This is a genomic window from Synechococcales cyanobacterium CNB (assembly GCA_030263455.1).
Taxonomy (GTDB): Bacteria; Planctomycetota; Phycisphaerae; order Phycisphaerales; family UBA1924; genus CAADGN01.
Genome location: SZOZ01000002.1, coordinates 49952 through 62483 on the forward strand (window position 1 = coordinate 49952; position 12532 = coordinate 62483).

The following is a 12532-nucleotide window of genomic DNA, read 5'->3' on the forward strand; positions in this document are numbered from 1 at the left end:
ACACCCGGGGGCAGGGCAAGAAGCCCTCCCCCCGGGTGCCTTTGTCTCTCGGGAATCAAATCAGGTAGTTTCCCTTGTTCTCGGACGTTCGTAGGGCTGGGACAGGGCGGGCTATACTGCTGGGTTCTGGGTCGAGCATCTGGCACAAGGCGTCGGGGCAGCGTGGCAGCAGCGGGGCAGGCTTGAACACACAGGCAGGGCTGACGGCGTGCGCCGCGCACAGCGCGGACGAATGCCGTAGTCAAACCATCACCGCGAGGTAGTTGATGGCAGGGAAGACCGTGCGCGAAAAGAGGGTGCGCAACTACTCGAAGCGCGGGGACGGGATGAGCATCCCGGACCTGACGGAACTTCAGGGGCGTGCGTACGAGCGGTTCCTCCAGTTGAACAAGGGTCCGCACGAGCGCGACCCGTCGCTCGGGCTGGAGGCTCTCCTCCGGGAAGTGTTCCCGATCGAGAGCTACGACGGCACGATGCGCCTGGAGTACTTGCACTACACGCTCGACGAGCCGCGGTATACGCCCGACGAATGCCGCGAACTGCGTCTGACGTACGGGCGTCCGTTCCGCCTTGCGGTTCGTCTTCAGCGCGACAACCACGCCGACCTGCCGGAAGAGGACATCTTCCTCGGCGAGTTCCCGATCATGATGGGCGGCGGCGAGTTCATCGTGAACGGCGCGGAGCGCGTCATCGTCAGTCAGTTGCACCGCTCCCCCGGCGTGGACTTCCAGATCGTCTCCAGCGAGGGCGACCGCCCGCTGCACTCGGCACGGATCATCCCCGAGCGCGGCTCGTGGATCGAGCTGGAGGTGACAAAGAAGGATGTACTGGCGATGAAGATCGACCAGTCCACCAAGATGGCGGCCACGACCTTCTTGCGCTGTCTGGACGAGTCCGTCGCCTCGACCGACGCGATCATCTCCCTCTTTTACGAGGTCTCCGAGATCAAGGCCGCGGACGTGCAGCCCGAGCACTGGGCCGCCCAGTCGATCATCGACACCGAAACGGGCGAGGAGTTCGTCCATGTCGGACGCCAGATCGGCGACAAGGCGGAGGCCATCCGTTCGTCGAGCCTGAAGAAGGTCCGCGTGGTGCAGAACCCGTCGGACGAACTGATCCTGAACACGGTCGCGGAGGAGAAACTGGAGCAGTTCGAGGCGGCCACCGACCGCGAGAAGGCGCTGCTGAAGGTGTACTCGCGGCTGCGTCCGGGCAACCCGCCGCAGGTGGACAAGGCGCTGCAGCTCTTCAACGAGAAGTTCTTCGACGAGAACCGCTACCGCTTGGGCAAGGTGGGCCGATTCCGCATCAACCGGAAGTTCGACCTGGACACGCCGGATGACGCGATGTTCCTCTCGTCGGAGGACTACCTGAAGGTCATCGCGTACATCCTCGACCTGCGCTCGAACCGCCTGGACCCGAAGACGGGCAGGCCCGCCGCCCAGATCGACGACATCGACCACCTCGGCAACCGCCGCCTGCGCACGCTCGACGAACTGGCGGTGGACGAGCTGCGCAAGGGCTTCCTGAAGCTGCGGCGCACCGTGCAGGAACGCATGAGCGTGAAGGATCCCGAGGAGGTGACGAAGATCGCCGACCTCGTGAACTCCAAGAGCATCTCGTCGGCGATCGACTTCTTCTTCGGGCGCTCCGAGCTGAGCCAGGTCGTGGACCAGACGAACCCGCTCTCCACGCTGGTGCACGAGCGCAGGCTCTCCGCGCTCGGGCCGGGCGGGCTGAACCGCAAGCGCGCCGGCTTCGAGGTCCGCGACGTCCACATCTCCCACTACGGACGCATCTGCCCGATCGAGACGCCTGAAGGCACGAACATCGGCCTCATCGCGTCGCTGGGCATCTTCGCCTCCGTGGACGAGTACGGCTTCCTGCGCACGGCCTACCGCGTCGTGAAGAACGGCAAGCCCACGGGCGAGGTCGTACACCTGCGCGCCGACGAGGAGATGAAGGCCGTTCTTGCCCCCGCGGACGCGGTGGAGCCGGACGGGAAGCTGCGCGCCGGGACAATCCTGGCCCGCGTGGACAGCGAGCTGAAGGAGATCGACTCGGGTCAGGTGGACTATCTCGACATCTCGCCCAAGCAGATCGTGGGCATCTCGGCCGCGCTGATCCCGTTCCTGGAGCACGACGATGCGAACCGCGCGCTGATGGGTTCGAACATGCAGCGCCAGGCCGTGCCCCTCATCCGCGTGGAGCCCCCGGCGATCGCGACGGGCGTCGAGACGCACGTCGGCATGAACTCGGGCATGGTGGTGCGGGCGAAGCGAGGCGGGACTGTCACCTTCGCCGATGCCGAGCGCATCATCATCGACAACGCGGACGAGTATGTCCTGCGCAAGTTCGTGGGCCTCAACGAGCGCACCTGCCTGAACCAGCGCCCCGTCGTCCGCTCCGGGCAGAAGGTCGAGAAGGGGCAGGTCATCGCCGATGGCGCGGCCACCTGCCAGGGCGAGCTCGCCATCGGCAAGAACGTCCTCATCGCCTTCAACACTTTCGACGGGTACAACTTCGAGGACGCCATCGTCATCAGCGAGCGGCTGGTGAAGGACGACGTCTTCACCAGCATCCACATCGACGCCTTCGACGTCGAGATCCGCGAGACCAAGCTCGGACGCGAGGAGTTCACCCGCGACATCCCGAACGTCTCGGAGAAGATGCTCCGCAACCTCGACGACAACGGCGTGATCCGCGTCGGGGCGCGCGTCGGCCCGGGCGACATCCTCGTCGGCAAGGTCAGCCCCAAGAGCAAGACCGAGCTGACCCCCGAGGAGAAACTGCTGCACGCCATCTTCGGCCGCGCGGGCGAGGACGTGAAGAACGACTCGCTCGAAGTGCCCGCCGGCGTCGAGGGCATCGTGATCGGCACGAAGAAGTTCTCGCGCCGCACGCACATGAACGAGGCCCAGAAGAAGCAGCAGAAGAAGGACATCGAGGCCTACGAACGCTCGATGGACGTGAAGGCGATCGATCTCTTCCGCGAGATGACCGCCGCGATCAACGCGATCACCGGCTCCGAGATGGTGGACCCGATGACCCGCCAGAAGGTGGGCGCGAGCGACATCCCGGAGGTCATCCTCGAACAGATCAAGACCTTCGACGTGAAGTGGATCAAGGGATCGAAGGAGACACGCGAACGCGCGGAAGTCGTGCAGAAGCAGTACTGGCCGCGCATCGAGGCGATCGAGCAGGAGAAGCAGCGCAAGGTCTCGCACATGAAGCGGGGCGACGAGCTGCCCTCCGGCGTGCTGGAGATGGTGAAGGTCTACCTCGCCTCGAAGCGCCACCTCTCGGTCGGCGACAAGATGGCGGGACGCCACGGCAACAAGGGCGTCATCGCCCGCATCGTGCCCGAAGAGGACATGCCGTTCATGGAGGACGGCACGCCGGTGGACGTGCTGCTGAACCCGCTGGGCGTGCCCAGCCGCATGAACGTCGGGCAGATTCTCGAACTGCACCTCGGCTGGGCGGCGCACGTGCTGGGCTTCCAGGCCGTCACGCCCGTGTTCGACGGCGCGACGGAGGAGGAAATCCACGCGGCGATCGAGGAGGCGAACGCGGACGTCGAGCGGCGCACCCGCGAGTACGAGGAGCAGGGCCGCTGGCCGCACCCGCGCGAGATCCTGGCCAGGATGCCGCGCGGCGGGAAGATCCAGCTGTACGACGGCCGCACGGGCGACCCGTTCAAGCAGCGCACCTCCGTCGGATTCATGTACCTGCTCAAACTGCACCACCTCGTGGACGACAAGATCCACGCCCGCGCGACCGGCCCGTACTCGCTCATCACCCAGCAGCCCCTCGGCGGCAAGGCCCGCACCGGCGGGCAGCGCTTCGGCGAGATGGAAGTCTGGGCGCTGGAAGCGTACGGCGCGGCGTACATCCTTCAGGAACTGCTGACGGTGAAGTCAGACGACGTCGAAGGCCGCACGAAGATCTACGAGAGCATGGTCAAAGGCACGAACAAGCTGGAGGCGGGCATGCCCGTCGCCTTCGACGTGCTGTGCAACGAACTCAAGGGCCTGGGCATGAACGTGACGCTGGAGAAGCGGCGGCTGGACACGGGCGCCCTGCTCTAGCAGGACGCGGTCGGGGCCGCGTGCGCCGAGGACTGCACGCCGCGCCGGGCACGACATGGTCCGCTGTCCTCGACGGTCGACGAGCGAGAACTGAGCCGCACACATCGCGGGAGTAGACACGAATGTCCGACACCGTGTACGAGAGAGTGAACGACTTCACCGGCGTGAAGATCACCCTGGCGTCGCCCAACGACATCCGGGCCTGGTCGTACGGCGAGGTGAAGAAGCCCGAGACCATCAACTACCGCACCTACCGCCCCGAGAAGGACGGCCTCTTCTGCGAGCGCATCTTCGGCCCCGAGCGCGACTACGAGTGCGCCTGCGGCAAGTACCGCGGCACGAAGTACAAGGGCATCATCTGCGACCGCTGCGGCGTGAAGGTCACGCACTCACGCGTGCGGCGCAAGCGCATGGGGCACATCAACCTCGCCGCCCCCGTCGTCCACATCTGGTTCTTCAAGAGCATGCCCAGCCGCCTCGGCACGCTGCTGGGCATGAAGACCTCGGACCTCGAAAAGGTCATCTACTACCAGGATTACGTCGTGGTCGATCCCGGCGACACCGACCTCAAGCCCCGCCAGATCCTCACCGAGGACGACCACCGCGCCAACGTGGACAAGTACGGCAACGCGTTCCGGGCGCTGATGGGCGCGGACGCCATCCGCGAACTCATCGAGCGGCTCGACCTCGCGAACGAGGCCGAGCAGCTCCGCACCGAACTGCGCGAGACTCGCTCCAAGCAGAAGATCAAGGACTACGCCAAGCGGCTGAAGCTCATCGAGCAGGTCCGCGGCAGCGAGAACCACCCGGCGTGGCTGGTGATGGACGTCATCCCGGTCATCCCGCCCGACCTGCGCCCGCTCGTGCTGCTCGAATCGGGCAACTTCGCCACCAGCGACCTGAACGATCTCTACCGGCGCATCATCAACCGCAACAACCGCCTGAAGAAACTGATGGACCTCAACGCCCCCGAGGTCATCATCCGCAACGAGAAGCGGATGCTGCAGCAGGCGGTGGACGCGCTCTTCGACAACGGCCGCTGCCGGCGCCCGGTGCTCGGTTCGAGCAACCGCCCGCTCAAGTCGCTGACGGACATGATCAAGGGCAAACAGGGCCGGTTCCGCGAGAACCTCCTCGGCAAGCGCGTGGACTACTCCGCGCGATCCGTCATCGTGGTCGGGCCGGAGCTCAAGCTGCACCAGTGCGGTCTGCCCAAGAAGATCGCCCTCGAGCTCTACCAGCCCTTCATCATCCGCAAGCTCAAGGAGCAGGGCCTGGCGGACACCATCAAATCCGCCAAGCGCATGCTCGAACGGCGCGACGCGGAGGTGTGGGACATCCTCGAACAGGTCATCTACCAGCATCCGGTGCTGCTGAACCGCGCCCCGACGCTGCACCGCATGGGCATCCAGGCGTTCGAGCCGGTGCTGGTCGAGGGGAACGCGATCCGCATCCACCCGCTGGTGTGCGGCGGATTCAACGCCGACTTCGACGGCGACCAGATGGCCGTCCACCTCCCCCTGAGCATCGAGGCGCAGGCCGAAGCCCACGTGCTCATGCTGAGCACGCACAACATCTTCTCGCCCGCGAACGGCAAGCCGATCATCTCGGCGTCGCAGGACATCGTGATGGGCGTGTACTTCCTGACGACGGAAGTGCCCGATTCACGCCCGGTCGAGCAGCTCCGCTCGTTCAAGGACCGGCACGAGGCGATCCTGGCGTACGAGCAGGGCGTGATCGACATCCACGAGTTCGTCACGGTCCGGATCGAGGAGTTCCGCAAGATCGTCTCCTCGCAGGGGGGCGCGCCGGCGGACTTCCCCGCGAGCCGTCGCATCCGGACGACCGTCGGGCGAGTGCTGTTCTCCGACATCATCGAGGAAGCGAAGCGCATCGCACGCCGCGAGTGGACGACCGAGCTGGGCCTGGCCGCCACGGACGAGCGGCGCGCCGAGTGCCGCCAGCGGCTCGAACAGGTCGAGCACATGCCCTACTACAACTGCGCGCTGGGCAAGAAGGGGTGCGCGCGCGTCATTGACGACGTGTACGACCTCTGCGGCCGGCCCGCCACGATCGAACTGCTCGACCTGATGAAGGAGATCGGGTTCAAGCAGTCCACGCTCGCCGGCCTCTCCTTCGGCGTCTACGACATGCGCATCCCCGCGGAGAAGAGCGAGCTGCTCGCCGAGGCCCAGCGCAGGGTCGATCGCGTCGAGAAGAACTACGACCGCGGCATCATCACGCACCGCGAGCGTTACAACCAGCTCCTCGACATCTGGGCCCACTGCCGCGAGGAAGTCACCACGAAACTCATCGAAACCCTCAGGCACGACCGGCGCGACGAGAACGGCGAGTACGCCGACATCGCCTCCGGCGCGGGCAGGCACTACCTCAACCCCGTCTACCTCATGTCCGACTCCGGCGCCCGCGGCAACATCAGCCAGATGATGCAGCTGGCCGGCATGCGCGGCCTGATGGCCAAGCCCTCGGGCGAGATCATCGAGACCCCCATCCGCGCCAACTTCCGCGAGGGCCTCAACATCCTCGAGTACTTCTCCTCGACGCACGGCGCCCGCAAGGGGCTGGCGGACACCGCCCTCAAGACCGCCGACTCCGGCTACCTCACCCGCAAACTCTGCGACATCGCCCAGTCCGTCATCGTGGGCGAGCACGACTGCGGCTCCAGGCGCGGCATCGTCAAACGCGCCATCTACAAGGGCGACGAGATCGACGTTCCCCTCCGCGACCAGATCGAGGGACGCGTCAGCCTCAACAACATCGTCAACCCCATGTACGACACGCAGATCGTCCGCGAGAACGAGATCATCACGAGGGAGATCGCCAAGAAGATCGAGGAGCTCGGCATCGAGGCCGTCTACGTCCGCTCTCCCCTCACCAGCGAGAGCAGCACCGGCTGCTCGGTCATGGACTACGGCCTGGACATGTCCACCGGCAAGCCGGTCGAGATCGGGATGGCCGTCGGCATCATCGCCGCCCAGTCCATCGGCGAGCCGGGAACGCAGCTGACGATGCGCACCTTCCACACCGGCGGCATCGGCACACGCTCCGTCGCCGAGAGCGAGTACCGCGCCGGCGTCGCCGGCACCGTCGTCATCCGCGATTGCAGCGAGGCCCCCGTCACCGACGAGGACGGCCGCGAAGTCCTCGTCTCTCTCAAACGCAACGGCGAGATCGCCATCTTCGACGCCAAGGGACGCGAGGTCGAGAAGTTCAAGGTGCCCTACGGCGGGTTCATCCTCGTCAAGCCCGGGCAGGAAGTGAAGAAGGGACAGGAACTCGTCAAGTGGGACCCGCACCGCACCCCCACCCTCGCCGAGAAGCCCGGAAGGGTCCAGTTCGTCGACATCGTCCTGGGCGAGACCTACCGCGAGGAGGACGCCGGCCATGGCCGCGATAAGGCCAAGGTCGTCATCGAGCACAAGGGTGACCTCCACCCCCAGATCAACATCGTCGATGCGCAGGGCAACATCCTCGACTTCCACTATCTCCCCGCCAAGGCTCGCATCGAGGTCAAGGACGGCCAGGAAGTCCAAGCCGGGCACATGCTCGCGCGCCAGCCCCGCGCCGCGGGCGGCTCGCAGGACATCGTCGGCGGCCTCCCCCGCGTGACCGAGATCTTCGAGGCCCGAAAGCCGAAGGATCCCGCCTACGTCGCCGAGATCACCGGCCGAGTGGAACTCCTCTCGGACAAGCGCAAGGGCAAGATGACCATCCGCATCACGTCCGACTCGGGCATCGAGAAGGACCACCACGTCCTGTCGGACAAGCACCTGCTCGTGCACGGCGGCGACTTCGTGCAGGCCGGCGACCCGCTCACCGAAGGCCCGCTCGTGCCCCACGACATCCTGCGCATCAAGGGCGAGGAAGCCCTCTGGACCTACATGCTCGACGAGGTGCAGAACGTCTACCGCGCCCAGGGCGTCACCATCAACGACAAGCACATCGAGCTCATCCTGAGCCAGATGCTCCGCAAGGTGAAGATCGAGAACACCGGCGATACCGACCTGCTGCCGCAGGAAGTCGTCGACAAGTTCCAGTTCCGCCAGACCAACAACAAGATCGCCTCGATGCTGCGCGTGGTCGAGTCAGGCGGGACGGACCTGCGCGTGGGCGAACTGGTCCACAAGGACGTGGTGAAGGAGGCGAACGCCAAGGCCGAGGCCGAGGGCAAGGAGCCGGCCAAGACCAAGCGTGCCCGGCCCGCGACCGGACGCACCCTGCTGCTCGGCATCACCAAGGCCAGCCTCCAGAGCGAGTCGTTCCTCTCGGGCGCTTCGTTCCAGGAGACGACGAAGGTGCTCACCGAAGCCGCCCTCAAGGGCGCTGAGGACACGCTCGTCGGCCTGAAGGAGAACGTCCTGCTCGGGCACCTGATCCCGGCGGGCACGGGCTTCCGTCTCTACCAGGACCTGCGTGTCAAGTACCTCGCCGAGCCGCCGAAGGACGACCTCGACGAGGAGGCCGAGATGCTCGCCGAGGCCGCCCGGGCCGCCGAGGCGCTCGGGGCGAACCGCAACGACTCGCTCGGCGTGCCACACGTCGAGGTCCGCAGCGATCTGGTCGGCGAACGCGCCGAGGCCGCACGGGACAACTGAACACGACCGCCCGCTCGCAACCCCGCTCGACGACCCGTGGCACAGGCATCCCGCCTGTGCCACGCTTCTTGGCGGACGGCCGCTCAGCCCCGCAGCAGCTCGACGATCGCGTCAAGCCCGCGCTCCAGCTGCTCGCGGCTGGTCGCGTAGCCGAGTCGGAAGTGGTCGTCGCGCGAGGAGAACACCGAGCCTGGGATGACGAGCACGCTCCGCTCGATCGCCCGCTCCACGACCCTCGAGCCGCTCAAGCCGAGCCGATCCGGCACGCGCGGGAATGCGTAGAACGCCCCGCCCGGGAACGGCACTTCCGTCACCTCGCGCAACCGGTCGACGACGAGGTTCCGCCGAGCCTCGTACTCCGAAACGTGCTCGGTCATGTCCACGTCCAGCGCGGCCACGCACCCCCACTGCAGCGGCGCCGGCGCGCACACGAACGTGTACTGCTGGAACTTTGCCATCTGCTCGACGAGCGCGGTCGGCCCGGCTGCGTAGCCCATCCGCCACCCCGTCACGCCGTAGGTCTTGCCGAACCCCCGGACCACCAGCACGTCGTGCTGCGCCGCCTCGAACCGAGCCGGGCTCGGGCAGCACGCGCGTGAGGCGTCGCCCGTGAAGCGATCGGTCCGCGACTCGGAATAGCAGAACTCGTTGTAGATCTCGTCCGAGATGAGCAGCACGCCTCGTCGCCGGCACAGGTCGAGCAGGTCCGCGCACTCGTCACGCGTCGCCACGACGCCCGTCGGGTTTGCGGGCGAGTTGAACAGCACGATCTTGGTTCGTCCCGTGATGAGCGGCTCGACGCGATCGGCCGTCATTCGACCATCGGGATGCGTCTCGCACGCCACCGCTCTTGCCCCGCAGAGCGTCGCCAGGTGCGGGTAGAGCACGAACCACGGGTCTGGGATGATGATCTCGTCGCCCGGTCCGAGCAGCGCAAAGCACGCGAGCAGCAGCGCGCCGCTTGTGCCGCTCGTCACCAGCGCCGAAGCCCCGGAACCGGGCGAGAAATCCCAGCCCAGATCGACGGCGAGCGCACGCTCGATGCGCCAACGCAGCTCCGCGACACCCTGTGTGAGCGTGTACCCGTTGCGGTCGGCCGAGATCGCCTCGATCGCAGCTCGCTTCACCGCCTCGGGCGCCGGGAAGTCCGGCTGGCCGATCGACAGGTTGCAGGGGTTCCTGAGTTTCGCGCCGAGTTCAAAGACGCGCCGGATGCCCGAGGCGTCGATGGCCCGGGCACGGTCGGCGAGCAGGCGGTTGATGTCCATGACGGACCGCGGCCGGGCCGCTCCCTTGATGCCTCAGCGCACCAGCGTCTTGGGGATGCCCAGGGCCTTGTCCTTCTTCGGGTCGAACTTCTTGTCGGCCTGCATCTTGGCGATGCGCTCGGAGCGCTTCAGCACCGAGCGCTTGCCCGCCAGGTTGCCCTTCGTCTTCAGCGATCGGTCCATGCTCATCGGTCGGCGCTCCAGTCGGTCAACGGTCGGATCGTTCCCACCCGGCGTCCGCGAAGTTCGAGGCCCCGCCGGCCGCCCGCCAAGCCTGCCCGAGACGCAGCGCCTCGGATCGGACCTGTGCCCGCGCGCCCTCCGACGCCCGGAACCCGTCGCTCGGGAACCCGGCCGCCGCATACAGGGCGTAGCGGGGTGGATTGTTGCCGCTGCGGGTGCGAGGATCAATCACCGCGAACGCCTGGAATCCCCGGTCGTTGAGGAACGCAATGGCGTTCACCGCGTCGTCCTGCGGCAGGGTGGCAAGCCGGAGGTAGTTGGTCTGGGGTTGGCGCGGATCGCTTATCGCCCCCGTCGGGGCGAGCGCGGCGGCCGCCCCGCCGGTAGCCGGCCGCAAGCCTTGGGGAGGCTCGGGCTGCCGTGGCTGCTGGCGTGGGGGGTCTGCCTGCCGCTGGGTGGGCGGGGTCAGGGACGGATCGGTTGCCGGGCCTTGGATGGCGAGCTCACGCCGCAGAGCCTCGTCGCGGGCTGAGGACTCACCGGACCGGAATCCGATCGTCCATGCCCCGATCATCAGGCCGATGACCGCGGCAAGAGCGACAAGCGCATAACTCGTGGGAAGCCGGACCTCACCCCCGGAGAGACTGAACGCCTGACGCGGCTGGTCGTGTGGGGGTTCGGGTGTTGGTGTGGGCCTCGGTCGCGGTGGCGGCTCCGGTGCCGCACGCCTGGGTTCAGGGATGGGCTTCGGCGCGGGGCGCGGCCCCGGGGCCGCGTGGCGCACCCCCGCCGATTGCGATCCCTGGAGCAACTCGAAGAGCGGCGGGCTGTGTCGGCGGCCTGGCATACTCACGATTCTATCTCCCTCCGGCGCGATCCCGAATCCGCGCAACGCGGCCCTATACTGCCGCCCCATGGCCATCCGGGAAGAGGACGTCATTCTCATCCGCCCCGCGCCGATGTCGCGCGGCGAGCGGGCCTACCTCCCCGCCATCATCGGCGGTTTCGGCGTCACGATGCGCCACTTCTTCACCTCCTTCGGGCAGGGCAGAACCAGCCGATCCATGCAGTACCCGGAGGAGCGCAAGGAGCACCAACCCCCAGAGCGCGGCGGGATGCAGAAGAGCAACTTCCGGGCGTTCCACCGCCTCAACCGCGACGAGCAGGGGCGAGTCAAGTGCGTCGCGTGCATGATGTGCCCGACCATCTGCCCCGCGAACTGCATCCACATTGTGGCGGCCGAAAGCCCGTGGGACGACCGCGAGAAGTACCCCGCAAAGTTTGAGATCGACGAGCTCCGGTGCATCTTCTGCGGGATGTGCGAGGAAGCCTGCCCGGTGGACGCGATCGAGTTGACGACCGAGTACGACGTGGTCGGCCTGAGCCGCCAGGAGATGGTCTTCGACAAGGAGAAGCTCCTGAAGGTCTACGACGTGACGGTCGAGAAGAAGCCCATGTAGCCCGGCCCGCGCACGCGGCCCGGGAGTCACGCTGCCGCCGTACACCTCTCGAACGGCCGGTTCTCGGACCCGGCGACACGCGAGTTTTTCTTTCGGATTGGCTGGCACGCCCGGAAATCCGGGGCATTGTGCCGCAGGACGGTGGAGTCCGTCCCTGCGGGCGGAGATTCCGTCGGCCGAGTGGAACACGCTTGTCGCACTGCTCGCAGATGTCGTGGAACCGGGATCCCGGCCACAGATTGAGAGAAGGAGAGATCATGGTCCGCAGCACGCACGTCTTGGGCATTCTGACGGCCGCCTCGATCACGGCAGCCGGCAGCGCGGAAGTCATTCTGTCCTACACCTACAGCGACGTCAGCGGCTCGTTCGACGTCGGTTCGGGCCTGTATACGGCCGTCGCGTCGAGCCAGACCTCCGGCGACGTGACCCGCCTCGACGGCGCGGCCGGAACGGCCGAGTTCAACGCCGGCTTCGCGGGAACCAGCATGGCCGACTTCGTGATGACCATCAACGTCACGAACAACAACGGCTTCACCGCCGACGGCGCCGGCTCGTTCACCGTTTCCGATACCAACGGCGACACCGTCACCGGTGAAATCGTCGGCACTTGGATGAAGGGCGCGTTCGGCACCGTCTTCTTCAACGGACAACTCAACAACGTCACCGTCAACGACAACTCGGGCGACGGCTCCTTCGACGGCGCCACCGCCGGCTCCTTCAGCACCGACTTCTCCGGGTACAACTCGCCGTTCCAGGGCGCGATCGTCACGCTCTACATCCACTCCGCATCTGCCTTCCTCACCAAGAGTTTCTCCGGCGTCCCGGCCCTCGTGAGCGCGGAGATCGTTCCCGCCCCGGGCGTCCTGGCCCTCGCTCTGGCGAGCGGGCTCGTCGCGATCCGCCGCCGCCGCTGACGC

At 66.7% G+C, this 12532-nt stretch carries 7 protein-coding genes; 4 read left to right on the plus strand and 3 right to left on the minus strand.

Annotated elements, in window-relative coordinates:
- Positions 1–266: 266 nt before the first annotated feature.
- Together rpoB and rpoC are read left to right on the plus strand one after the other, a co-directional pair.
- Positions 267–4088: a DNA-directed RNA polymerase subunit beta gene (gene rpoB, locus FBT69_01875; protein MDL1903548.1), complete on the plus strand. Its 3822-nt coding sequence runs from the start codon at positions 267–269 to the stop codon at positions 4086–4088.
- A 122-nt stretch (positions 4089–4210) separates the two neighbouring features.
- On the plus strand, positions 4211–8704 hold the full coding sequence (rpoC, locus tag FBT69_01880) for a DNA-directed RNA polymerase subunit beta' (GenBank protein ID MDL1903549.1): 4494 nt from the start codon (positions 4211–4213) through the stop codon (positions 8702–8704).
- Positions 8705–8787: 83 nt separating this feature from the next.
- On the opposite strand, the gene FBT69_01885 is transcribed toward rpoC, so the two are convergent.
- The 3 genes from FBT69_01885 to FBT69_01895 are packed head-to-tail and all read right to left on the minus strand — an operon-like array spanning position 8788 to position 11008.
- Positions 8788–9972 (minus strand): pyridoxal phosphate-dependent aminotransferase, encoded by a 1185-nt coding sequence (locus FBT69_01885; protein MDL1903550.1) that lies wholly within the window; start codon positions 9970–9972, stop codon positions 8788–8790.
- 33 nt (positions 9973–10005) lie between these two features.
- Positions 10006–10161: a small basic protein gene (locus FBT69_01890; GenBank protein ID MDL1903551.1), complete on the minus strand. Its 156-nt coding sequence runs from the start codon at positions 10159–10161 to the stop codon at positions 10006–10008.
- Positions 10162–10180: 19 nt separating this feature from the next.
- On the minus strand, positions 10181–11008 hold the full coding sequence (locus tag FBT69_01895; GenBank protein MDL1903552.1) for a hypothetical protein: 828 nt from the start codon (positions 11006–11008) through the stop codon (positions 10181–10183).
- A 61-nt stretch (positions 11009–11069) separates the two neighbouring features.
- Between FBT69_01895 and FBT69_01900 the strand changes: the two genes are divergently transcribed.
- Complete coding sequence (locus FBT69_01900) at positions 11070–11615, plus strand: NADH-quinone oxidoreductase subunit I (GenBank protein ID MDL1903553.1); 546 nt, start codon at positions 11070–11072, stop codon at positions 11613–11615.
- 257 nt (positions 11616–11872) lie between these two features.
- Entirely contained in the window at positions 11873–12529 is a 657-nt protein-coding gene (locus FBT69_01905) for a hypothetical protein (GenBank protein MDL1903554.1), read from the plus strand.
- Positions 12530–12532 lie beyond the last annotated feature (3 nt).

Coding starts and splice junctions, on each gene's coding strand:
- rpoB (MDL1903548.1), top strand. CDS start 267: ATGGCAGGGAAGACCGTGCGCGAAAAGAGGGTGCGCAACTACTCGAAG.
- rpoC (MDL1903549.1), top strand. CDS start 4,211: ATGTCCGACACCGTGTACGAGAGAGTGAACGACTTCACCGGCGTGAAG.
- FBT69_01885 (MDL1903550.1), bottom strand. CDS start 9,972: ATGGACATCAACCGCCTGCTCGCCGACCGTGCCCGGGCCATCGACGCC.
- FBT69_01890 (MDL1903551.1), bottom strand. CDS start 10,161: ATGAGCATGGACCGATCGCTGAAGACGAAGGGCAACCTGGCGGGCAAG.
- FBT69_01900 (MDL1903553.1), top strand. CDS start 11,070: ATGGCCATCCGGGAAGAGGACGTCATTCTCATCCGCCCCGCGCCGATG.
- FBT69_01905 (MDL1903554.1), top strand. CDS start 11,873: ATGGTCCGCAGCACGCACGTCTTGGGCATTCTGACGGCCGCCTCGATC.